The following is a 23,259-nucleotide window of genomic DNA, read 5'->3' as shown; positions in this document are numbered from 1 at the left end:
CTATCCCGCCCGGTCCACGGCGGGCCCCTGCCCGCGCCAGACCTCGAGCCCGCCCAGCGGGTTGTCCTCGTAGCGCCAGCCCTCGGGCGTGCCGTCCGGCACCGCGACGCGCGGGCCGAAGACATTGGCGGTGCCGACGAAAAGCCCCTCGGGCGTGGAGACCAGGTTCCGCACCCCCCAGTTGTAGGGATTGCCGAGCCCGCGCCGGGTGACCGGCAGCCAGTTCTCGCCGTCGGCGCTGCGCCACATGTCGGCGCCGCCGTCGTTCTCGATGATGCGCTCGGGGCTGACATGGGTCAGCAGCTCGCGCACCAGCCGCGGCGCCCCGTCGAGCTTGGCCCAGCGTAGGGTCACCGCCCAGTCGTAGGTGCCGCAGTAGAGCCAGCCGTCGTGTTCGGCGAGCGACCAGATGTAGCCGTTGAAGAAATGCCCGAAGCCCGCCTTCAGCCCGGAGAGCGGCGCGCGCCCGTCGCCGTCGCGGTCGCCGACCACCACCTCCCAACTGTCGTCGGGATGGATGCGCAGGATCTCGGCCGCGGCGGGGCCGATGCCGTTGACCCGGTCGAGCCCGCCGCCCTGGATGCCGGTGCCGACGTAGAGCGCGCCCTTGAAGGCGGTCATGCTGGCCACCGCCTGGTTCAGCGGTCCGCGCCCGGCGCCATGGCTCATCACCTTGCGCCAGCGGTAGGGAAACGGCCCGGCCTTGGGGTCGGCGGGGCTGCCGTCGGTCGCCCAGACCTGCAGCCCCTCGAGGTTCAGCGTCCCGGCGTAGAGCGTGTCGCCCGCCACCGCGAGGCTGAAGATCCCCATGTTGCCCGCGTCCTCGAAGCCCGGCGGGTTCACCGGCTGCCAGTCGCCGGCCTCGGGCGTGTCGGAGGCGAAGATCAGCGGCAGCCCCGCCGAGTTCTGCTGCCCGCCGTCGCTGCCCCGCCGCGCGGTCGGGGCGAAATGCATCCGCCCCTTGAAGGTGGTCAGGCTGCGGGTCACCGAAAAGGGCGGATCGGTGATGCCGTAAGGCGTGATCGGCTCGAAGCCCTGCCCGTCGGTCGAGCGCAGGATCAGCCCGCCCGGCGCCCGCCCCGGCGCCCAGGCCGAGACGTAAAGCGCCGGTTCGGTATCGCCCGGGCCCTGGTAGACCTCCATCGAGCGATAGCCGATCTCGCGCGGGACCGGGCGTCCGTCGAGCCCCTCGACCATGGGCGCGCGGAAGACCATCTCCCATTGGTCGGTGAGCGGGTCATAGGCCCAGATCTGCGAGCGCCGGTCGAGCTCGTAGAGCCCGTCGAGCGTCTCGGGGCATTCCACCGGCCAGACCTTCAAGGGCAGCGCCTTGAAGGCCGACTGGAAGCGCAGCATGCAGAGGTTCGACCGGGTGGTGCCGAGGTAGAGCCGCCCGCGGAACCAGGCCATGGAATGGGCGTAGTTGTTGTGTCCGTCGCCCAGCCCGCCGACCCCGACGCGGGTGAAGTCCCGGGCGTTGAGCCCGCGGTTCGGGAAGGGATCGGGCAGCGGCATGGTCATCGCGCTCAGGCCCCCTTGCCGCGTTTTCGGCGCTGCGGCACCGGGGCCACGACGGAGTTGAACAGGAACATCTCGCGCGGAAGCCGCACCAGGTAGTCGACGTATTCGGCGACGTGATCGGCGGACAGCATCGCCCGCGGTTTCAGCGCGGCGGTGCCCGACTGCGACCAGAGCCCGGTGTCCACCGCGTCGGGCAGCACCGTCTGCACCCGCACGCCCTCGCGCTGGACCTCTTCGGCGAGGCTTTCCGACAGACCCAGGATGCCGAACTTCGAGCTGGCGTAGGGCCCGTCGAAGGCCCGGCCCTGCTTGCCCGAGACCGAGGAGATATTGACGATATCGCCTTCCTTCTGGGCCAGCATGGCCGCCAGGACCGCGCGGTTCGACAGGAAGGTGCCGGTCAGGTTCACGTCGATGACGGTCTTCCATTCCTCGAAGCTGGTGTCGGCCACGGATTTCAGCGTGCCGCCGACCCGCAGGATGCCCGCCGCGGCGACCAGGATGTCGATCCGGCCGGTGGGCTCGAGCGCCAGCTCGGCCATGCGCGCCATGTCCGCCTCCGAGGTGATGTCGGCGGGGAAGACCCGCGCCGCCGCGCCGATCTCCTCGGCCACCGCGGCGAGCCCCTCGGCGTTGCGGTCGACCAGCAGGACCTGCGCGCCCCCCGCCGCGAGGCGGCGCGCCACGGCGGCGCCGATGCCGCCCGCGGCGCCGGTGACGATGGCGGATTTGCCGGTCAGGGGGATGCTCATGCGGAACCTCGCGCTTTGTGCCGCTGACGGCCCCGGCGGGGCATCGGCAGAAGATGGGGATCGGGGCAGGCCATGCGGCGGCCCAGCTCGGTCAGATCGGCCAGCGCCCGGGCGAAGCCCTCGGGGGTCATGCGCCCGCCGAAGGGCCCGTCGAGCAGCGTATCGGCGATCAGCGGCGTGTCGACGGAGCCCGGGAAGACCGTGCGGACGCGGATGCCCTCGGGGCCCAGCGCCTCGGCCAGCTCGCGGCCCAGGGCGGCGAGCGCGAATTTCGTCGCGCAATAGGCCGGGGCGAGCGGCGTGCCGCGCAGCCCCTGCGGCGTGGTGGAAGAGCCGATGTGCAGGATGTCGCCCTCGCCCGCCCTGCGCATCAGCGGCAGCACCGCCTGGTCGGCCAGGAAGACCCCGTGCAGGTTCACGTCGATGGCGCGCTGCCAGTCGGCGAGCGGCAGGTCGCGGGTGCGCGGCGGCGCGCCCGCCTCGGGGTCGCGGCCCACCACCGCCGAACAGACCAGCAGGTCGGCCCGCCCGATCTCGGTCAGCCGCGCGGCGAGCTGCGCCATCTGGTCCGCGTCGCCCACGTCGAGGCCCAGCGCCTCGTGGCCCGCGCCCGGCGCGACCTCTTCCAGCTCGGACAGCAGTTCCGCCCGCCGCGTCTCGGCGCGGCCGAGCCCGATGATCCGATGCCCGCGCCGGGCGTATTCCAGCGCCAGGGCCCGGCCGATGCCGCTGGTGGCCCCGGTCAACACGGCGACCGGCGCGCTCATCGCCAGCCCCTCCGGCGGATGGTGGCGCGCAGCGGCCGCTGGCGGCGCTTCGCGGCGGCGCGCAGGCGCAGCGCGGCGGGCTGGTCGCTGCCGCCGATGAAGGCCTGCAGCGCCATGGCGAAGACCCGCGGCTTCACGATCGGGAAGAAATGCCCTGCGCCGGGCACCACCACCCGGCGCGCGCCGGGCAAATGGTCGAGCAGGTATTCGGAGGTCGGCAGGCAGTGCGACTTGGCGCCATAGGCCAGAAGCACCGGCATCGGCAGCTCGGGCAGCGCAGGCACGTCGATCTGGGTCTCGTCCTGCATCTCGTCGCGGGCGGTGGTGGTGTCCAGGAGCGCCTGCCAGCGCTGCGCGCCGCGCGCCCCCATCTGCCGCGAGCGCAGGTTGATGCCGCGGCGCCGTGCCGGGCCCGCCCGCGCGGGCAGCTCGCCCGTGGCCAGCGCCGTGCCGCCGCGCTGGCCCAGTTCGGCCAGGAGCGTGAAGTCAATCTCGGCCTCTTCGGGCGGGAAGCGGGTCACCCCCTGCTCGGCGAGCTGCGCGCGCCACTCGGGCCAATGCGGCCAGTCGCAAAGCCGCATCGGCGGCTGGATCGCGCGCAGTTGCGTGTCGGCCACGGTCAAGCTGGCGAAGCGCTCGGGATGGCGCTGCGCGAGGACCAGCGCCACCCGGGCGCCGTGGCTGTGGCCCACCAGATGCGCCTGGCCGATGCCCGCCGCATCCATGACCGCCAGCATGTCGGCCGCCATCCGGTCGAGCCGGTAGCCCTCGGGCGGCATGGAGCTGGCCCCGTGGCCGCGCAGGTCCGGCAAGAGCAGCGCCCGCTCCTGGCCCAGGTAGCGCACCGCGCCGAGGAACCAGAAGGACAGGTTCGCCCCGAGCCCGTGGATCATCACCAGGGGCACCGGACCGGCCTCCGGGTCCGCACCGAGAAGCTGGTAGTTCAGCTTGACGTCGGGAAGCGTCAGGGCCGTCATCGGGCGCGTGCCTCAATCCATGTAGCCGAGCTTCTTCATCTGCCGGAGCAGGACCTCGCGCTCTTCGGCGCTGGGTTCCGGGCGCTCCTCGGCGGGTTGCGACGCAGCACTCCGGGCCTGGCCCGCCTTGGTGGCGGTGATGCCCGGGACCAGGGCCTCCTGCGGCACCCGCCCCTCGAGGTTCTTCGGCACCGGCAGCCCCAGTAGCGTCAGCATCAAGGGCGCGATGTCCAGAAGATTCAGCGGATCGACCTGTTCGTCCTGCCGGAAGGCGGGCCCCGCGCCGATGAAGATGCCCTCGGGGCGATGGGTGCCGTCGGCCAGGGCGCGCGGTTTGACCACCGCATCCGAGGAGATAATCGAGACGAAGCCGCCGTCGCGCAGCTTCAGGGTGATGTCCGGGCAGGGCTCGATGAAGGCGCGGCCGCGCATCTTGTTCATGTCGAGCCCGGCCAGCACCTTCTCGCCCTGGTCGTCGGTCCAGGCCAGGAGCTCCTCGCGCAGCTTCAGCGCGAACTCCATGTAGCGGTCGGGCGAAATGCCCGAGCCGTCGCCCGGGTCGGGCTTGATGAAGATCGCGTTGGAGGAGGGCGTCGGGCAGAAGGCCACCGTGCGCTTCCAGTCGATCATCGCCTGGTGGTCCTTGAGCTTGTCGGCGGCAAGCTGCGCCCGCCCGTCGCCCGCGCCGTCCTCGCGCCAGTGCAGGTAGCCGCGATCGGCGAGCCACTGGTTGATGTAGACGATCTCGGTCGTCGGCCCGAAGCCGTGGTCCGAGGTGATCAGCACGTTGGTCCCGGGGCCAGCGGCCTCGACCATGCGGCGGATGTTGTCGTCCATCCGGGCGTAGAACTCGGTCACCAGCCGGGTGATCTTCTCGGTCTGTTCTCCCGGTTCGCCGGCGTGGCACTCGGGATCGAGGTAGCGCCAGAAGAGGTGCTGGATCTTGTCCGGCCCGTCCAGCACGATGGCCGCGAGGTCGGTCGGATCCTCCTCGAGCAGCCGGCACATCACGTCGGTCCAGGCCTTGTCGCGGACGTTCTGCAGCTCGATCCATTCCTCGTGCTCGTCGGCCTCGAGGCCCTGGACCACCTTCTTCTCCTCGCCAATGTCCATGCCGAGGTCGCGGTAGTCGAAATCCTCCGAGGCGCGCAGACTGTCGAACAGCGCCGGCGGGTGGATGCCGCCGCGCAGGTGCTTCCAGGGCACGAAGCCCGAGGCCACGTGGCCGTCGAGCTCGGGCGCGGGGTAGAAACCGAAGAAGTTCAGCACCGTCGCGCGCTTGCCGCCGCGGTTGGCGATGGAAAACACCGTTTCCGCGTGATTGTCGCGGCGGTCGTTGATCTTCAGGAAAACGCCGCCATCTTCGAGGAAGGCCGGGCGCAGGAAGTCGTAGATGCCATGCGCCTCGGGGCTGACCCCGGTGGTCATCGAGGTCCAGGCCGGCGGCGTCAGCGGGTTCCGCGTCGACATCAGCTGGGCGATGGTCCCGGATTTGATCAATCCGGTCAGGAAGGGCAGATGGCCTTGCCGGGACAGAGGAGAGAGCAGGCTGAAAGTGGCCCCGTCGAGGCCGATCATCAAAACACGGTCAGACAAATAAACTTACTCCGAATACTGCCCCCTGCCGCCGATGCTGCGCGGCAACGCCCTGAAATTTAAAATCGGATCTCGGTCTTGGCGCAACCCTCTTTGAATGCAACTTCTTGCCTTCGGGCGCAGGACTTCGTAGCGCTCGGGGGCAACCTGGACAGCGCCACGCCATGACCGACACGGCCAAATCGCGGGACGACAGCGGCACCGACAAGGGCCTGAAGGACCTGTTGCGCGACCAGCAGGAGCGCCAGACCCGGCTGCGCCACGTGCAGGAGTTCATCTCCACCCCGGCCTTTCTCGACCTTTCCGAACTGGCCATCGAGGTCAGCGACGACGCCGAGGCGCTGGCCGGCCGCCGCCGCGACCTCGACTACCGCATCGAGGTGCTGCGCTCGGTGCTGGCGCTGCTCGAGGAAGAGCGCGCGCTGATGAACCGGGTGGAAAGCGCCTCGGACGCAGAGGCCGAGGGCGCCGACACCCCCGGCCCCGCGGATCTGACCGGCACCCGCGGCCGCCCCTGAGGCGCGCGCGCACCACTGCTTGCCGGGGCGTCAATTTTAATTGCCAGAGCAATGAAGCGGCGGCTATCCCTTTCGGGACAGGTCGTTTGTTTGTGTCATTCATCGCGGAGCGCCCATGCCCGAGCCCATTTTCCTGATCGCGCCCGGGCGGTCCTATACCTCGCTCATCGGCGGCATGATCGGCCAGCACCCGCAGGTCTACGGCATGCCCGAGATCAGCGTCTCGCACGCGGATACCATCGGCGGGGTGCTGCAGACGTTGAAGGGGCCGTTGGAATACGGTCTGGCGGGACTACTCAGGCTCCTCGCGCAGCTGCACGACGGCGAACAGACCGAGGAGACGGTCAACGCCGCCCGGCAGTGGCTCATGCAGCGCGCGCATTGGAGCATCGCCGAGCTTTTCGCCCATATCCAGGACCAGGTCGGCGACAAGGCGCTGTTCGACAAGAGCCCGCGAACCGTTACCAATTACGACAACATGGTGCGGCTTCTGCAGGTCTTTCCGAACGCCTCCTTTCTGCATCTCACGCGCCACCCGATCACCACCTGCAAGTCCGCGATGGCGCTGCGCAACAGCTTCGCGGATGCCAACAAGCCCAAGCGCCGGGCGCGCATCAACCTCGATCCCGAGAACACCTGGCGGCGCGCGCAGGACAACATCACGCGCTTTACCGCCACGCTTCCCCCGGGCCAGTGCCTGCGGGTCAAGGCCGAGATGATCCTTAGCGACCCGCCGAAATACCTCGCGCAAATCTGCGAATGGCTGGGGCTGTCCACCGAGCCCGATGCGCTCGAGGCGATGATGCACCCGGAAAACTCTCCCTATGCTTCAATCGGGCCACCTTCGGCGCTTTACGGCAACGACCCGAATTTCCTGAAAAACCCGGTGCTCGACATGTCGCGGCTGCAGAATATCGCCGAGCCTCCGCTCGACAGCCACCTGCCCTGGCGCGACGATGGTGGCGCTCTGGCGCCGGAGACAATCAGGCTCGCGCGCCAGTTTGGATATGGATAAGCACATGGACGGCGATACAGACCTGCAATTCGTGTCCGTCGCGCAAGGCGGGCTGGGCCACGAGGGCAGCACGCTGGCCCACGCCATGGCCTGGTTTCAGGATCACCTCTACCTCGGCACCACCGCTCCGCGAGGTGCCAGCCCGACCGACGCGGGCCGCATCCTGCGGTTCGATCCGAAGTCCGAGAGCTGGGAGACCGCCCACAGCGCCCCCGTGATCGAGACCAACGAGGAGATCCTGGCCCGGCTCGACGCGCAGAACGAAACCCTTGGGGGCAAGGATCTGGCCGGGCTGACCGGCGTCACCCATCCCACCGGGTTGGCGCGAGAATACGGCATTCGGGCGCTGCAGATCTTCAAGGGCAAGAGCGACCCGCATCCCTGTCTCTACGCGGGCACCATGTCGCTCTTCGGCGGTGGCATCCTGCGGTCCGAAGACGGGGTGAGCTTCGAGCCCGTGTTGGGGACTGGACGGCACGACGACCGCATCCTGTCCTTCCGCGGTCTGGTCGAGTTCAAGGGGCGGCTCTACACCGCGCCCGCCGGAACCGCCACGCGCGACAAGGCCGACCCGAACTTCGCCCCGGAAGCCATGGTCTATGTCTCCGACGACCCCGCCAAGGGCGCCGAAAGCTGGGCGCCGGTCTGCGAACCCGCCTTTGGCGATCCGGTCAACCGCTCGGTCTTCGCGCTGGGTGTCGCGCATGGCTACCTCTACGCAGGCACCGCCTCCTGGACGCGCGGCTTCCAGCTGTGGCGCACCGACGGCAAAGGCAAAGGGCTGCACAAATGGGAGCGGGTGCTGACGGACGGCGCCTATCGGTTCAACCACAACTTCTCGGTTGCCACGCTCTGCGCCTTCGACGGCGATATGTACGTGGGCTCGGGCATCTCCGGGCTGGGCTACGACAAAGCGCATGACGTGGGCCCCGCCACTGCCGAGCTGATCCGAGTGAAGCCGGACGGGTCCTGGGATCTCTTGGTCGGGGACCTGCGCTGCACGCCCGACGGGCTCAAGGTGCCGCTCAGCGCCATGGGACCGGGCTTCGACGATCCCTACAACTCGGTCATGTGGTCAATGACGGTGCACGAAGACGCGCTCTATGTCGGCACTCAGCAATGGGAGCCTTTCGACACGGCGCTCCACGGGGACGGATCGCCGCTGACGGGGGGGTACCAGCTCTGGCGGTCCCGCAACGGAAGCGACTGGGAGAAGGTGATCGACGCCGCGCTGGGGCGGGTCTCGGCGACCGGCCTGAGATCGATGCAATCGACGCCGGCGGGCCTGTTCCTGGGCACCAGCGTGCATCCGAAGCTCCTGCGCATCCTGAGCCGGAAATCCGGCGCGGTAACGCCCGCGCTGAATGCCGACAAGAACGGGTTCGAGGTGTTGCGTGGCAGCTAGAGGTGGTTTCGGGGATGTGGCTGCGGCTGGAGGTCCGGCAGCGGCGGCATCCCTGCTGACCCGAGACGGCCTAGGCTCGCGTTGCCGCATGCTTCGCAGACAGCCCTGCCCGCCCGCACCTCACCTATGAGACCCGCCTGCGCCCGGCCGGCCTCACACCCTCACGAATACCCATACTCCCGCGCCTTCTTCGGCAGCGCGTAGCGCGGGCCGTCCTCGGCGCGGGTCAGCTCGGCCAGGGGCGCGATGGGTTCGGCGAGGCTCGCGCCGTAGGGGCCGGGGCCGGCGAAGGGCGAAAGCTCGGGCTGCGCCATGGCGGCGAGGTCGGCGGGCTCGGCGGCCAGGTCCAGAACCTCGGCCAGGCGCGCCAGCTCGGTCCCGGGGGACGCGATCAGATCCTCGAGCTGCACCGAGACAACCCGGCTGCCGGGCATCGCGCCCGCCAGCGCGTCGATGGCCTCCTCGGCCTTGAGCCAAAGCCCGATCGGATCGGGCTGGCGCGGCTGGCCGGCGGCCCCGCCCGAGGCGCCCAGCAGCGTCGCCGCCGCGCCGCCGGCCTGGGCCATGACCACCCGCGCTTGGGCCCCGGGGTGACGGCGCAGGGTCACGATGTCGGCGCCCGGGTAGAGCGCCGCGATCCGATCCCGCGCGATCTCGCTGAAGAGCCCCGCGCCCTGCGGCAGGACCAGCCGCCGCGGCGCGAGCCGCTCGGCGAACCAATCGGCGAGCCGCGCGGTCGGCCAGTGCATCCGCTCCAGGAGCCAGCGCCGCGCCATCTCGACCGACTGCAGGCTCTGTTCGCCCGACAGGAGCAGCGCCAGCGCGCGCAGGGTGCCGCTCAGCTGCACCATGCGCGGGCCGGTCATCTCGAAGACCAGGTCGTAGATGGTCTTCTCGGTCTCGAGGTTCAGGACCGGCAGGTCGAAGGCTTGGCTGTTGCGCCCGAGCGCCGCCGCCAGCGTGCCGTGGCCGCTGCCCGGAGAGGCCGCGACCAGGATCGGCCGCGGCCGGCTCTCGCCGCTCATAGACCGTAGCGCGCGAAGAAGGAGAGCATGGCGTCGGTCGCCGCGACCTCGCGGCTGATGTTGCCCGCGATCCGGCCGCCGCTGCGGGTGCCGCCCGGCCAATTGTGGCCCGCCCCTTCGAGCACCCAGAACCGCAGCGCCGCGCCGCCCGCGCAATTGTAGGTGATGAGTTGCGCCTTGGTGCCGTCGTTGGCGTCGTCGCGCACCGAACCGCCCGAACCGCCGCCGCAATTGTTGACGCGGATCCAGAACTCCTGGGTCTCGATGGCCGAAAGCACCCGCCCGCCGGTGCCGATCCCGAGGATGGCGATATTGGCGATCTCGCCGCCCTGCCAGGGCATCAGCCGGTCGTCGGTGGCCTGGAAGAAGATCATCGGCTGGGCCCGCCCCGGCGCACAGCGCGAGGCAAGATCGGCGGGCATATTGGCGACCACGACGCCGTAACCCCGGAAGAGATCCGGCGCCTCGCAGGCGAGCCGCTGGGTGAACATGCCGCCGTTCGAGACGCCCGCGGCGAACATCCGCCCGGTGTCGAGCCCGAAGCGCGCACGCAGATCGGCGGCCACGGCGCGGGTGTAGCCCACGTCGTCGAAGCTCGACCGGGTGGTGGCGCGGCCGTCGTTCCACTGCTGGCCCGGGGAGTTGGGATAGACCGCTGCGAAGCCGTAGCTGCTGGCGAAGCGCGAAAGCAGCGCCGACTCCTGGGCGTTCCGGCCGTCCCCCTCGCCGCCGTGGAAGACCATGACCACGCCCCGGCCCGCGGAGACGGTCGCGGGGTCGATGTAATAGGACCGCTGGCTGCCCTGGTGCTGAATGGTGATCAGCTCGAGCCCGCTGGCGCTGGGACTGCCGCCCGCCTGCCGCTCGGCCCGGCGCTCGGCGATACGGTCGCGGATCGCCTCGCGGATCGGCCCGTCCTGCGCGGTGGCGGAGGTGGCCAGAAGCGCCAGGAGCAGCGCGCCCGAGGCAAGAGTTCTGCTAACCAAGGAAATCATCGTCAGTCCCTTCTTCAAACTGGGCTGCAGTGGAAGAGAAGCGCCACGGGACGCGCCCGGGCGGTGGAAAAAGAGTAGCAAGGCCCCATGAGGCTGTCCAATGCGGCGGGGCCCTGGTGACGCCGGTGGCGCAGGCTTGCCGGTGCGGGAGGACACACGAGTGTGCCGCCCGGCCCGCGCCGTCGCTCAGGCCTCACGCGGCCGAGCCCGCATCGGCGCCCGAACGGACGCTTAGCGCCAGCGCCATGACCAGCCCGCCGCTCTGCGCCAGCCGCACGGCGACCGCGCTGCCATCCGGTGTGCGGATCTCGGCCCGGCCGCCCGGTGCGTCGCAGGCGGTCAACACAAAAGCCCGCGGGCGCCCGGTCAGCCCCTCGCCCAAGAGTTTCGCAGCCGCCTCCTTGGCGCACCAGCCCGACAGGAGCCGGGGCGCCGCCTCGGGCTGCGCGGGATCGGTCACTCCAAGCAGCGCCAGCTCGGCCGGGGCGAAGGCGCCCTCGGCCAGAAGCTCGGGCGCCAGCCCCTGGGGCGTTTCCAGGTCGACGCCGAGCGGCAGGCCTGCGGGCCCGACGGCAGCCAGCGCCGCGCCGCCTGCATGGGCCAGGCTGACCTCGGGCATGGGCCCGGTGATGCCCAGCGCAGCGGGCCGGTCGGGCGCGATCCGGGGCCGCCCCTGGGCGTCCGAGACCACGGAAATATCCGCCGGCAGCAGAAGCACCCCCTGTTCGGCGGCGAACCAGCCGCGCGCGGCCTCCTTGAGCGCGATGCGCCCCATCAGCCAGTCGCGGCGGCGCTTGCCGGTCAGCCCGGCGAACTGCGCGCGCTCTTCCTCGGAAAGGACCGTCGCGGCGAGCACCCGGGCCCAGATCCCGCCGGCATCCTCGAGGAAGCCGCGCGGGAAGGCGGGCACCGACCAGAGCCGTAGCCCCTCGGGCAGATCGGGGAACAGCCCTGTCGCCTCCTGGCCATACCAGGCCTCACGCGGGCGGTAGCGCGCCTCGTAGAAGCGGTGCGGCACCTCGAAGAACCGGTCGCGCCAGCCGCGCACCGAGATCAGCCGCGCGCCGTCCGGTGCCAGAACGTCGAAATCCCCTTCGAGGAAGCGCGCGGCCTCGGGTGTGCCGACCGGGCGGTCGGCCTCGTCGCGGAAGCCGAGCCGGCCGCGCACCATTGCCCCCCGGGTGGCCTCGCGGCGGGCGTCGGGCAGGTCGATCCGGGCGATGCCCGAGGGGAAGGAGCTGAAATCCGTGCCCCAGCCCTGGGCGATCCAGAAGGCGGTCACATGCCCCACCTGGTCCAGGAGCGCGGGGTTGATCAGGAGGCCCTCGGGCGCCTCGTCATAGGCGAAGAAGGCGTCGAGCGGCATGTCACCGAGCTCAGCGTCGAGCCCGCCCGCGTCCCAGGCGGTCAGGCTCGCGACGCCCTGGAAGAGCGGGCCGTGGAACATGCCCGTGGTGTAGAGCGCCTCGTCGGTCCAGACCGGCGCATGCGGCTCGGCGAGATCCGGCAGCGGCAGTGGCAGATCGGCGGGGGACAGGACCGCCTCGGCCTCGAAAAGGAGCGCCGTGCCCTTGAGGAGCCGCACCGCCACGCGGTCGCCCCGAAGGTCGGCCTCGGTGGTGAGCACCGCCAGCCCCTCGTCGAAGGCCACCCAGTCGCGGGCGCGGACGTTCTCGAGCCTTGTGGCGACCTGGCCGGTCAGCACGGCGGCGGCCTCGAGCACCATCTCGAGGCTGACCGCCAGCGGAAGGACCGGCAGGCTCTGCAGTTCGGGCGCGCTGTCCGAGACGTGATCGGCGTAGAAGGTGTGCTGGGCAAGGAAAGGATCGGCCTTGGGGTCGAAGGCGCTGGTGGCGCGCAGATGCGCGCCGTCGCAGTCGACCTCGTGCAGGAGCGGCGGCACCCAATCGGCGGGCTCGTCACCGGGCGCCTGGGGCGCGGGGCGGGCGGCGACGGCGGCCTCGGTCACCGAGCCCGCGGTTTCGAGGAAACGCTGCATGACGTCGAAATGACCGGCAAGCAGGGCCTCGGCGGCCTGGCCCGCGGGCGGGGGCAGGGCAAGCGCGCCGTTGGATGCGGCGGTTTGCGACGCGCCGTCCACGGGTCCCGGCGGGGCGGTCTGGAAGGGGCCATCGGCGGGGGTGACACCACGCGGAGCGCTCGGGAAAGCCCCCATCCCCGGTGCAGCCCCCGGCGGCGCGGTCTGGAAGGGCCCATCCGCCGGAACACCGCCCGGCATCTGCGCCAAACCCTCTGCGCCCGGTGCCACGGCGCCCAGCGCGGCGGCGGCGTCCTGGCCGAGCGCGGCGGCGATCTCGCCCGCGACCTCCTCGGGCAGGCGCACCACGGCCAGCGTGTTGTCGATCACCCGGGGGCGGCGCTTCGGCGGATCCTCGGACAGGTCCAGCGGCGGCAGGTCGCGCCCGGCAAACAGCGCGCCCGCATCCAGCGCCCGACCGGCGCACCAGATCCGACCCAGAGCCTGCAAGAGGTGGCCGAGCCCGCCGCGCCGGCGGCTGTCGAGCGCCACGGCCTGCGCCTCGCGGTCCTTCAGCGTGTCCTCGATGAAGCCGGTGAGGTTGGACGAGGGCCCGATCTCCACGAAAAGCCGCACGCCGTCGGCGTAAAGCGCCTCGACCGTCTCGGTGAAGCGCACCCGCGCGGCCCATTGCCCGGCCGCCGCGGCGCGGATCGCGTCGGGGTCCTCGGGCATCGGCGCGGCGCTAGCGCAGGAATAGACCGGCAGGCGCGGCGGGGCGAAGTCCATCTCGGCGTAGACCCCGGCCACCTTCTCGGCGATCTCCGCGAAAAGCGGCGTGTGATAGGGCCGGTCGAAGGGCAAAAAGGCGGTCATCCCGCCCTCGGGGCGCAGCTCCTCGGCGACGGCCTCCATCCGGGCGCGGCTGCCGAAAAGCACCGCCTGGTGTTCGCAGTTGTCGAGCGCCAGATGCACCTCGGGGTCGGCCTCGGTCAGCGCCAGAAGCCGCGCGCGCGGCACGCCGCCGACGGTCAGAAGCGCCCCCTGCCCCGGGCCGCCCGCGGCCTCGATCTCCTGGTAGAGCCGGTTCAGAGAGCGGATGCGCCCGGCGAATGCCGCGCGGTCTTCCGCGCTGGCGGTCGCTCCGAAGACCCCGGCGGCGGCCAGCGCCGAATGCTCGCCCGAGGAATGGCCGACCACGAGGTCCGGCGACAGCCCCAGCCGCCCGGTCACCGCCATCAGCGCCTGAGCGGCGATGAAGACGCTCTCAGAGCCGAACTCCAGCCCGAAGAGCTTGTCGGCGAGATGCGTCCTGAGCTTGTCCGAGAGCGTCGTCGGCGGCGGGAAGACCGAGGCCGAAGGCGGCGTCTCGCGCGCCGGGAACAGCCCGTCCCAGAAGTCGAACCAGGCGCGGGCCTCGGGGAAGGCGGTCAGCACCTCGCCCAGCATGCCCTGGTATTGCGCCCCCTCGCCGGGGAAGACGAAGGCCATGCGGCCGCCGAGCGGCGCGTCGGAGGCGATCACCCCGGACTTGATGCGGAAGCTGCCCTTGCCGGCCTCGAAGCGCTCGGCCGCCTTGGCGAGCTTCTCCAGAAGATCGGTGCGGCTTTCGGCGATCACCGCGAGCCGGCAGGGGCCCTCTCCGGCCTCCCCGGCCCGGGTCGCGGCATAGGCCGCGATCTGCGCCAGCGAGGCGTCGTCGTGCAGACTCACGCGCTCCGCGAGGTGCCGGGCGGCAGCCGCCAGCGCAGGCAGATCCGGGGCGGCCAGCACCACCAGCTCGCGCGCCCAGTTGGCGGGCGTCGCCCCGAAGGCGCGCAAGGGTGCCTCTTCGGGCTCGGCCTCCTCGAGGACCGCGTGGGAATTGACCCCGCCGAAGCCGAAGGCATTGACCGCGGCGCGGCGTGGCGCGCCCGGCGGCGCGATCCAGGGACGGGTCTCGGTGTTGACGTAGATCGGCGTCTCCTCGATGCCGATGCCCGCGCGCACCTTGTCGCCCAGGGTCGGCGGCAGCGTCTTGTGATAGAGCGCCAGCGCCGTCTTGATCAGGCCGGCCGCCCCGGCGGCGGGGATGCAATGGCCGATCATCGATTTCACCGAGCCGATGGCCGTGGTCGGCAGCCCCGAGGGCGCCCGCGCGCCCAGCACATGCGAAAGCGCGCCGATCTCGGTGCGGTCGCCCAGCGGGATGCCGGTGCCATGCGCCTCGATCAGGCCGGGCGGGGTCTCGGCACTGCCCGCGTCCTCGATCGCGCGTTCGATGGCCAGGCGCTCGCCCTCGAGCCGAGGCGCGAGGAGGCCCGAGCCCTTGCCGTCGCTCGACTGGCCGGCGCCCTTGAGGATCGCGTAGATCCGGTCGCCCGCGGCCTCGGCCTCGGCGCGGCGCTTCAGGACCAGGAGGCCCAGCCCCTCGCCCAGAAGCGTGCCGTCCCCGCCCTCGGCGAAGGGGCGGACATGGCCCGCGCCCGACAGCGCGCCGAGCTGGTTGAAGACCATGTAGACCTCGGCCGGGATCGAGGCGTTGACCCCGCCGGCGATCATCATGTCCGAGCGTCCGGCGCGCAGCTCGATCATGGCGGCATTGACCGCCAGGATCGACGAGGAACATGCGGCGTCGAGGATGTAGTTCGGCCCGTTCAGGTTCAGCCGGTTGGCGATCCGCCCCGAGAGCACGTTGGGCACCAGCCCCGGCGCGATGTCGGCGTTGAAGGGCGGCAGGCGGCGGGCCATCTCGGCGCGCACCCGGTCGAGCGTCGCGGGGTCGGCCCAGGGCATGAGCTGGCCCAGCAGCTCGCGGGTCTGGTCGAGCACCACCCCGTGCTGCACCACCGCCGCGTTGCCGCGGTGCAGATAGGTCGAATGGCCGACGATGACGCCGGTGCGCTCGGCGTTGATCTGCCCCTGCCGCGCGTCCTCGAGCGCCGCCTGGGCGATGCGCAGGGCGACGAACTGGTCGGGCTCGCTGCCGTCCACCGAAGAGGGCATGACCCCGAGGTCGACGGGATCGGCGGCGAAAGCCTCGCCCAGGTAGCCGCCGCGCGCGGTGGGGATCTTCGAGGGCCCCTCGGCCCCGAGGTAGCGCGCCGCCTCCCAATCGGGCGGCGGGTCGCCGACGAAATCCAGCTTGGCGCAGATATTGGCCCAGTAGCGGTGGATGTCCGCGGCACCCGGGAACATGCCGGCCATGCCGACGATGGCGATGTCGCCCTGCCCCTTGGCGGGCCGCGTCATTCGGCGGCCTCGGCGCGCCGGTCGCCGACCACATCCGAGAGGATCTCGCCCTTGAAGCCCGCGAAGCGCGCGAGGCCGGCGTCCGAGGTGCATTCGAAGCCCTCGGCCAGGAAGACCGGCTGGTCGTCCTCATCGGCCACCACCGCGTCAAAAAGCACCTGCGGGGCCTGCGCCTCGGGGCGCATCCGCAGCACCATCCGGGCCGGGCGCCCGGCGCCGAGCGGCACCAGCCGCGCGATGGCATTGGGCAGCGCCGGGGCCTTGCGGGTGACCATGGACCAGACCCAGGCCAACTGCGCCACGGCGTCGAGAAGCCCCGGATCGACCAGCCAGCCGGTGCCCGGGCCGAAACTGCCCGGCGGGCTCGGGGCGACGCGGGCGGTCACACCGCCGGTGTCGAGCCCGAGGATCTCTTTCACCCGCTGGTATTCGGCGCCGTGGAACAGCATCTCGCGGTAGGCGCCCCGGGCGGTCAGCCCCGCAGGTCCGGCGCGGGTCATCAAGAGGTCATGGGCCAGCTCTTCGGCGCCATCGAGCGGGGCGGCGCCTATCGTCGGGCGCAGGATCGCCGAGGCGCGGTAATACCCGCGATGCGGGGCCTCGGCGGCCTTCATGTCGACCCGGGCGGCAAAGCCCGTGGGGTCGCCGTGTTCCGCCGAGGTGCCGACCAGCAGCACCTCGCGGTCGGCATCCTCGTCGAGCTTCAGCCCCGAGAGCACGCGCAGGTCCGAGAGCCCCGCCACCCGCCAGTCGGGCCAGATCGCGCGGGCGGCCTCGGCGCAGGTCTCGGCGGCGCAGGCCAGCGGCACAACCGGCGTGCCGCCGATGCGATGCGCGCCGATCCAGGGGTCCTGGGCCAGCGCGAAGCGCCGGGCGATTGCGGTGCCGCCGCGCGGCGCGGGCGCGGGCCGGGGATCGGGCAGAAGCGGGAAGGCGCTGTCGCGCGCGGCGCGCTGGGGGGCCGTCGCGGCGGCGGGCGCGGGCTCGCCGCCCGCCCGGTCGGTCTCGTGCCGCTCCCAGGGGCCGGCGCCCAGGGTCACTTCGGAGACGCCCTCGGGCGCGCGCAGGATCTCGTCGTAGAAGGCCGCGGCGCCGCCCTCGGCGGGCACCAGGGTCACGCCCTGGGCCTCGAACTTGGCGCGCACGGCCTCCGAGACCATGCCCGCGCCGAACTTCGTGGCGTCCCAGGGGCCCCAGTTCACCGCCAGCGCCCGGCAGTCCGGCCAGCGCGCCGACAGCGCCGCGGCGATGCGGTTCAGAAGCTCGTTGGCGGTGGCGTAATCGGTCTGCCCGGAGTTGCCGTAGCGCCCGGCGACCGAGGCGAACAGCGCGCAGAAGGATGGCGGCGCGGCGTCGAGCCCGGCAGCCAGCGCCAGCGCGCCCATGACCTTGGTCTCGACCACGCGGTCCCAGCTTTCGGGCGTCTTGTCCTCGATGCGGCGGTCCTCGATCACGCCGGCGCCATGCAGCACGCCGTGGACCGGGCCGAGCTCGGCCAGGAGCGCCGCGACCGCGGCGGGATCAGCCATGTCGCAGGCGCGGTAGTCGACCGAGGCGGCCCCGAGTGCCGCCAGATCGGCCAGGTTGGCGCGGATCTCGCGGTCGCGCTGGATCACCGAGATGGCGCGGTCGATGGCGGCGGGCGTGGGTTTCTCGCCCCGGGCCTTGGCCGCGCCGGCGAGGTGACGGCGCAGCGCCCCGGCATCGGAGAGAGCCGCCAGTTCGGGGGCCTCGGGCTCCGGCGGCTCGGAGCGGCCGATCAGCACCAGCCGGGCACCGGCGCGGGCGAAGGGGCGCAGCACCTCGGCGGTGATGCCCCGCGCGCCGCCGGTGGCCAGGATCAGCGCGCCGGGCGGCAGGTCGCGGGCGGGACGGTCGGCGACCTCCTCGGGGCGGCTGCGGAAGACATGGCGCTGCCCCTCGGGGTAGCCGACCTCGATCCGGGCCTCGGGGGCGGAGAGCTCCTCGAAGAGCCGCGCGGCCATCTCATCGGGCGCGAGCGCGGGGTCGAGGTCGACCGCCCGGGTGCGCGCCTCGGGCCATTCCTCGCGCAGCGACTTGGCCAGGCCGGTGGCCCCGCCCGCGAGCATCAGCCCCCGGGCCCCGCTGCGCCCGAAGTCGCCGCCCAGCGCCGAGGCGAAGACCACCCGGCCCTGCTTCAGCCCGTCGGCAAAAGCCCGGACCAGCCGGTAGGCGCTTTTCTCCGTGCGGGCGAGCGCGTCACGCCAGGCGTCGCGCCCGGCCTCGAGCGCCAGTGGCGCGGCGTCGAGCGGGGCGAGATGCACAAATCCCGCGGGGGCCCCCTCGAGCGCCACGGGCGCCGCGGCCTCCTCGGCGGTCAGGAGCCGCGCCTTGGCCCCCGCCGCATCGATCCGGGCGGCCAGCGCCTCGGCCACGCCGCCCGCGTCGCGGGTCAGCAGGTAGAGCCCCTTCGGCAGGGGCGCCGTCGCCGGGCCCGGCTGGGCCTCGGCGGTGATGACGAACCGGGGCGGTCGGGGCGCATCCGCGCGCTCCGCATTCTCCGCCCCGGCGGGATCAAAAGGGACCGGCGCCCCTTCCTTCTCGAGATGCGCGGTCAGCGTCTCGACGATGGCGCCCAGGGTCTTCTGGGCGTTCAGCGTCTCGCCGATCGGCGCGGCCGCCGCGGATTGCGGCGCGGGCAGCGCCTTGACCAGCGCGCCCACGATCTCGAGCCGCTTGATCGAGTCGATGCCGAGGTCGGCCTCGATGCCCTGCTCGAGGTCGAGCATGTCCGAGGGGTAGCCGGTGCGGTCCTCCACGATCTCGAGGAGCAGCGCGGTGATGCCCTCGCGGTCGAGGCCGGCGCTTGCGGCGGGTGCCTCGGGCTTCGGCGCGGGCGCGGGTGCTGCCGGCGCCGAGGCGGCGGCGGGCTGCGCCGGCGGCACGGGCGCCGCGGGCTGGGCCGGCGGCGCGACCGGCGCGGTAACGGCGGCGGCGGGCGCTGGCTGCGGTGCGGGCGCCGGGGCCTGGGCCGGGGCACTCAGCACCGCCTGGGGTGCCGCGGCCACGGGCCGGGCCATGGGCCGGGCGGGACGCGCGCTGCGCATCGGGACACCGGCCCCGAGGCTCGCGAGCATCACCCGCTCCTGGATCTCCAGGAAGCGCGTCATGGTGGACTGGAACCCGGCCATGATCGCCTCGGCCGGACTGTCGAAGGTCTGAGGATAGACCGCCTCGCTACGAGACAGGTCCTGCGGGCTCTGGTCCATGATGGTCTCCTTTCCGGGGCCAGTCGGAGCGCCCGCCAAGCTGGCGGGGGCGTGGGACGCGCCGGCAGCGGGCGCGAGGGGCGGAAGCGTCACGCCGGTCAGGGGCGCGGCACCGGGGGTCTCGGGGGCGGATGCGGGGGCGGCGGCCTTGCGGGCCTCGATCTCCTCGAGGGTCAGCACCGGCAGCGGCGGGCCGTCGGCCGGGCGCGCGCCCGAGCCGTTCAGCATCCAGATGTTGCGGCCCGGGGCCTCGGGCAGCTCGATCGCGCCCTTGAGCGCCACGATCCGCGCGTCGCGGCCCCGGAAGAGCCGCGCGAGGTCGAGCGACGCGCCTTCGGACAGAAGCTGCCCCAGCGCCGCGAGGACACCCTTCAGGCCGCCCTCCTCGTCGTCGGTGACGATGGCGGCGTGATCGGCCTCGCCCAGGATCTGCCGGACCATGCCGGCATGGGCGGCCTTGGGCCCGACGCTCAGGAAGACCCGCGCGCCGTCGCGGTGCATGGCCTCGACCTCGGCCACGAATTCCACCGGGCGCGAGAGCTGCCGCGCCAGGGTCCGGCGCACGGCCTTGGGTTCGGGATCGTAGGGCGCGGCGGTGGTATTGGCGTAGACCGGGAAGCGCGGCGCGGCGACCGGCAGCTTGTTCAGGAAGCCCGCCAGCCGCTTCTCGGCGGGGGCGACGATCTGCGAATGGAAGGCCGCGCCCACCGGCAGGAGCCGGACCGACAGGCCCTCACCCTCGGCCTTGGCGCGGGCCGCCTCGATGGCGGCGCGGCTGCCCGAGAGGATGCTTTGCTCGGGCGCGTTGTGGTTGGCCACGCAGAGCCCCTCGATGCCCTCGATCAGCGCCTCGATCCGGGCTCGGGGCGCGCGCACGGCGGCCATGGTGCCGAGATCCGCGCCCTCGCCCGCCTCGACCATGAAGCGGCCGCGGGCCCGCGACAGCTTGATCAGGTCGCCGCGCGTCAGCGCGCCGGCGGCATGCAGGGCGACGAACTCGCCGTAGCTGTGCCCGGCGGCCATGTCGGCGCGCAGGCCCAGCCCCTCGAGCAGCGCCCAGAGCCCGGCCTCGACGGCGCCCAGCGCGGGCTGCGCCATGTCGGTGCGGGTCAGCGCGGCGGCGGCGGCGGCGCGGGCCTCGGCGTCATAAGCGGCCTCGGGCAGGATCGCCCGGCTGAGCGGCTCGCCCAGCGCGGCGTCGGCCTCGGCCAGGCTTTCGGAGAGCTCGGGCAGCAACGTCGCGAGATCGGCGAACATCTCGGGGTATTGGCTGCCCTGGCCGGGGAAGATCAGCGCGAGCTTGCCGCCGGAGGCCAGGCGCGGGGCCTCGGACCAGCTCGCACCCGGGGGCAGCTTGCCGCCCTCTTCCAGCGCGGCGATCAGCGCACCCATGCGCGCCGCCAGCGTCGCGGGGTCCGAGACCACCAGCGTCGCCGTCAGCCCCGAGGCGGGCGCCGCCTCCCAGAGGCTGCGCGCGAGGTCGGCGAGCTCCGGTGCCCAGCCCTGCCCCAGCCGGTCGAGCTGGGCGCGGATCTGCTGGACCACGGAGCGCGCCGAGGCGCCGCGCCAGACCAGGAGCTCATGCGGCCAGCGCCGCCGCGCGGCGGGCCTGAGCGCCGGGATCGCGCGCTTGGCGTCGTGTTCCTCCAGCGTGACGTGGAAATTGGTGCCGCCGAAGCCGAAGGCCGAGACCCCGGCCCGGCGCGGCAGGGCGCCCGCGTTCCAGGGCCGCGCGCGGTCCACGAGGTAGAGGGGCAGCTCTTCCTCCAGCAACTTCTCGTTCGGCGCGCCCTCGCGGCCATGCGGCGGCAGCACGCCGTGGTGACAGGCCAAGGCCGCCTTGATCATGCCCGCGATGCCCGCGGCGGCCTTGGTATGGCCGATCTGGGTCTTGACCGAACCGATCGCCGCCGAGCGCGGCGCCGCCCCGGCCGAGGTCAAAAGCCGGGTCACGGTCTCCATCTCGGCGGTGTCGCCGACCACGGTGCCGGTGCCATGGGCCTCGAAGAGGCCGACCGTCTCAGGCCCGTAGCCCGCCATCTCGTAGGCGCGGCTGAGCGCGCGGATCTGCCCGTCGGGATGCGGGGCGGTCATCGACTTGGCCTTGCCGTCCGAGGAGCCGCCGACGCCCTTGATCACCGCGTAGACGCGGTCGCCGTCGCGCTCGGCATCGGCGAGGCGCTTCAGCGCCACCATGGCGAGCCCCTCGGAGATCGCGATGCCGTCGGCCCCGGCCTCGAAGGAGGCGCAGCGCCCGCGCGGGCTGAGCGCCCGGGTCTTGGAGAAACACAGGTAGCCGAAGGGCCCCTGCACGGTGTCGATGCCCCCCGCCAGCACCATGTCCGAGCGCCCGGTCTCGAGCTCGAGCACGCCCTGGTAGACCGCCGCGAGCGACGAGGCGCAGGCCGCGTCCACGGTGTAGTTCACCCCGCCGAAATCGAGCCGGTTGGCGGTGCGCCCGGCAGCGACGTTCAGCAGGATCCCGGCGAAGCTGTCCTCGGTCCATTCCGGCAGGTAGCCCGCCGCCTCCGGGTCGATCCCGCCCAGGAAGCGCGGCATCTCGGAGCGCACGGCGTATTGCGCGCCCACGTCTCCCGCCCCGCCCGAGGCGCCGAGGATCACCGAGGTCCGCAGCCGCGGCCCCTCGATCCCGGCGGCGCCGGTCAGGCCTGCGTCGTCGAGGCAGCGCCGCGCCACCTCCAGCGTCATCAGCTGCAAGGGATCGAGCGACTTCACCGCCCGCGGCGGGATGCCATAGGCCATCGGGTCGAAGGGCATGTCCTCGATGAAGCCGCCCCAGCGCGAATAGATCTTGTCCGGCACGCTGGGATCGGGGTCGAAGTAGATGCGCCAGTCCCAGCGGTGCGCCGGGATCTCCGAGATCGCCGCCCGCCCGTCGAGCAGGTTCTCCCAGTATTCCCGGAGGTCACGCGCGCCCGGCAGAAGCGCCGACATGCCGACGATGGCGATATCGGCGGGCTCGGGGGTCTTGGGCCGCGCCGGGCCCCGGTCCTCGGTGGCGGTGCCGGCGATCTCGCGCAGGCGGGCGGCGCCCTCCTCGCAGATGCCGCGGTGCAGGCTGCGGATGTCGGTCAGCCCGTGCCGCAGCTGGGCGACCTGGCCGATCATATACATGCCCTCGGCCTGCTGGCGGTCGACCGGCACCTCGCGCAGCGCGTCGCCCTGGCGTTCGGTCGCCTTGGAGGCGATGCGCAGCCGGCCAAGCGTCAGGCTCTCCAGCTCCTCGCGCATGTCCTCGGCGCCGGTGCCCGCGGCCTCGAGCGCCCGGCGCTTGGCGGCGAACTCCTCGGCAAAGGGCGTGAGCGCCGCGCGGCTGGCATGGCCCGCGCCGGTCTCCAGGGTCACCGTCTCCGAGCAGGCGAGCAGCGTGTCCTGGAAGGTCTCGGCGATGGCGCCGTCGCGCACGGCCTCTTCGGTGAAAAGGTAGGCGGTGCCGATCAGCACGCCGACCTTGACCCCGCGCGCGGCCAGCGGCGCGGCGAAGGCGCCGACGATGGCCGCCGAAGCGGCGTCATGGATGCCGCCCGCAAAAAGCACCGAGATCTCGGCGGCGGTCTTCTTGTCGGGCACCTCCTCGAGCAGGGTGCGGACCATGTTGTCCCAGAGCACCAGCGAGGACATCGGCCCGACGTGGCCGCCGCATTCGCGGCCCTCGAAGACAAACCGCCGCGCGCCCTGTTCGAGGAACATCGACAGGAGCCGCGGCGAGGGCACATGCAGGTAGGAGGGGATGCCATCGCCTTCGAGCGCGATGGCCTGGTCGGGACGCCCGCCCGCGATCAACGCGAAGGCGGGCCCGTGTTTTCGGGCGACCGCCACCTGTTCCTGGACCAGTTGCGAGGGCGCGAAGCCCAGGAGCCCGACGCCCCAGGGCTTGCCCGCGAGCCGCTGGGCCACATCCGCCAGCAGTGTGTCGGCCTGGGCCGGGCGCATCAGCGCCAGCGCCACCATCGGCAGGGCGCCCCCCTCGGCCACGGATTGCGCGAAAGGCGCGGTGTCCGAGACCCGCGTCATCGGCCCCTGGACGATGGGGAACTCGGTGCCATGGTCGGCGGCCAGCGGTGTGCCTGCCCCAAGAATGTCGGTATCGGCGGCCCGGGCCACGGCCTCGGCGGAAAGCCGGTCGAGCGCCGCGCAGAGCCGCCCGAGCCCGCCGTAGCGCTGTGCGAGGTCCGGCGCGAAGGCCGCAGCCTGGCCCATGGGCGCAAGCTGGCCCGCGGCGAGGTCC

At 72.5% G+C, this 23,259-nt stretch carries 12 protein-coding genes; 3 read left to right on the top strand and 9 right to left on the bottom strand.

Translation table 11 applies throughout. The features are described 5' to 3' along the window. The 5 genes from ACX938_RS08590 to ACX938_RS08570 are packed head-to-tail and all read right to left on the bottom strand — an operon-like array spanning position 1 to position 5,613. Positions 1 to 1,521 (bottom strand): hypothetical protein, encoded by a 1,521-nt coding sequence (locus ACX938_RS08590; RefSeq protein WP_459430742.1) that lies wholly within the window; start codon positions 1,519 to 1,521, stop codon positions 1 to 3. A gap of 5 nt (positions 1,522 to 1,526) precedes the next feature. Next, the gene (locus ACX938_RS08585; RefSeq protein WP_459430741.1) at positions 1,527 to 2,273 is read right to left on the bottom strand and encodes an SDR family oxidoreductase; all 747 of its coding nucleotides are present in this window, start codon (positions 2,271 to 2,273) and stop codon (positions 1,527 to 1,529) included. Beyond that, complete coding sequence (locus tag ACX938_RS08580; RefSeq protein WP_459430740.1) at positions 2,270 to 3,040, bottom strand: SDR family NAD(P)-dependent oxidoreductase; 771 nt, start codon at positions 3,038 to 3,040, stop codon at positions 2,270 to 2,272. Before ACX938_RS08580 ends, ACX938_RS08585 begins: the two co-directional genes overlap by 4 nt. Then, complete coding sequence (locus ACX938_RS08575; RefSeq protein WP_459430739.1) at positions 3,037 to 4,017, bottom strand: alpha/beta fold hydrolase; 981 nt, start codon at positions 4,015 to 4,017, stop codon at positions 3,037 to 3,039. Before ACX938_RS08575 ends, ACX938_RS08580 begins: the two co-directional genes overlap by 4 nt. A gap of 12 nt (positions 4,018 to 4,029) precedes the next feature. Beyond that, positions 4,030 to 5,613: an alkaline phosphatase family protein gene (locus tag ACX938_RS08570; RefSeq protein WP_459430738.1), complete on the bottom strand. Its 1,584-nt coding sequence runs from the start codon at positions 5,611 to 5,613 to the stop codon at positions 4,030 to 4,032. A gap of 164 nt (positions 5,614 to 5,777) precedes the next feature. Here ACX938_RS08570 and ACX938_RS08565 point away from each other — a divergent pair, with 164 nt between their 5' ends. From ACX938_RS08565 to ACX938_RS08555, 3 genes are all read left to right on the top strand, one after another. Next, positions 5,778 to 6,131, top strand: a complete 354-nt coding sequence (locus ACX938_RS08565; protein ID WP_459430737.1) for a hypothetical protein — start codon at positions 5,778 to 5,780, stop codon at positions 6,129 to 6,131. A 115-nt stretch (positions 6,132 to 6,246) separates the two neighbouring features. Further along, positions 6,247 to 7,146, top strand: a complete 900-nt coding sequence (locus ACX938_RS08560) for a sulfotransferase family protein (protein WP_459430736.1) — start codon at positions 6,247 to 6,249, stop codon at positions 7,144 to 7,146. A gap of 4 nt (positions 7,147 to 7,150) precedes the next feature. Further along, positions 7,151 to 8,551 carry a hypothetical protein gene (locus ACX938_RS08555; RefSeq protein WP_459430735.1) on the top strand — a complete coding sequence of 467 codons (1,401 nt, stop codon included), beginning with the start codon at positions 7,151 to 7,153 and terminating at the stop codon, positions 8,549 to 8,551. A gap of 161 nt (positions 8,552 to 8,712) precedes the next feature. Here ACX938_RS08555 and ACX938_RS08550 read toward each other — a convergent pair whose 3' ends face one another. The 4 genes from ACX938_RS08550 to ACX938_RS08535 form a co-directional block, all read right to left on the bottom strand. Next, a complete protein-coding gene (locus tag ACX938_RS08550; RefSeq protein WP_459430734.1) occupies positions 8,713 to 9,576 on the bottom strand; it encodes a sulfotransferase in 864 nt (287 codons plus the stop codon). Then, positions 9,573 to 10,571: a CE1 family esterase gene (locus ACX938_RS08545; RefSeq protein ID WP_459430733.1), complete on the bottom strand. Its 999-nt coding sequence runs from the start codon at positions 10,569 to 10,571 to the stop codon at positions 9,573 to 9,575. Before ACX938_RS08545 ends, ACX938_RS08550 begins: the two co-directional genes overlap by 4 nt. Positions 10,572 to 10,764: 193 nt before the next feature. Further along, positions 10,765 to 15,780 carry a type I polyketide synthase gene (locus ACX938_RS08540; protein ID WP_459430732.1) on the bottom strand — a complete coding sequence of 1,672 codons (5,016 nt, stop codon included), beginning with the start codon at positions 15,778 to 15,780 and terminating at the stop codon, positions 10,765 to 10,767. Continuing rightward, entirely contained in the window at positions 15,777 to 23,231 is a 7,455-nt protein-coding gene (locus ACX938_RS08535; protein WP_459430731.1) for an SDR family NAD(P)-dependent oxidoreductase, read from the bottom strand. Before ACX938_RS08535 ends, ACX938_RS08540 begins: the two co-directional genes overlap by 4 nt. Positions 23,232 to 23,259: the final 28 nt, after the last annotated feature.

The organism is Roseivivax sp. (assembly GCF_054552075.1).
The sequence above is the reverse complement of the archived record's forward strand: the minus strand, read 5'-3'. Positions and strand labels throughout refer to the sequence as shown.

What these genes read in the sequence shown, in the direction of transcription:
- ACX938_RS08590 (WP_459430742.1), bottom strand. Translation starts at nt 1,521, where the DNA reads ATGACCATGCCGCTGCCCGATCCCTTCCCGAACCGCGGGCTCAACGCC.
- ACX938_RS08585 (WP_459430741.1), bottom strand. Translation starts at nt 2,273, where the DNA reads ATGAGCATCCCCCTGACCGGCAAATCCGCCATCGTCACCGGCGCCGCG.
- ACX938_RS08580 (WP_459430740.1), bottom strand. Translation starts at nt 3,040, where the DNA reads ATGAGCGCGCCGGTCGCCGTGTTGACCGGGGCCACCAGCGGCATCGGC.
- ACX938_RS08575 (WP_459430739.1), bottom strand. Translation starts at nt 4,017, where the DNA reads ATGACGGCCCTGACGCTTCCCGACGTCAAGCTGAACTACCAGCTTCTC.
- ACX938_RS08565 (WP_459430737.1), top strand. Translation starts at nt 5,778, where the DNA reads ATGACCGACACGGCCAAATCGCGGGACGACAGCGGCACCGACAAGGGC.
- ACX938_RS08560 (WP_459430736.1), top strand. Translation starts at nt 6,247, where the DNA reads ATGCCCGAGCCCATTTTCCTGATCGCGCCCGGGCGGTCCTATACCTCG.
- ACX938_RS08555 (WP_459430735.1), top strand. Translation starts at nt 7,151, where the DNA reads ATGGACGGCGATACAGACCTGCAATTCGTGTCCGTCGCGCAAGGCGGG.
- ACX938_RS08550 (WP_459430734.1), bottom strand. Translation starts at nt 9,576, where the DNA reads ATGAGCGGCGAGAGCCGGCCGCGGCCGATCCTGGTCGCGGCCTCTCCG.
- ACX938_RS08545 (WP_459430733.1), bottom strand. Translation starts at nt 10,571, where the DNA reads ATGATTTCCTTGGTTAGCAGAACTCTTGCCTCGGGCGCGCTGCTCCTG.
- ACX938_RS08540 (WP_459430732.1), bottom strand. Translation starts at nt 15,780, where the DNA reads ATGACGCGGCCCGCCAAGGGGCAGGGCGACATCGCCATCGTCGGCATG.
- ACX938_RS08535 (WP_459430731.1), bottom strand. Translation starts at nt 23,231, where the DNA reads ATGGGCCAGGCTGCGGCCTTCGCGCCGGACCTCGCACAGCGCTACGGC.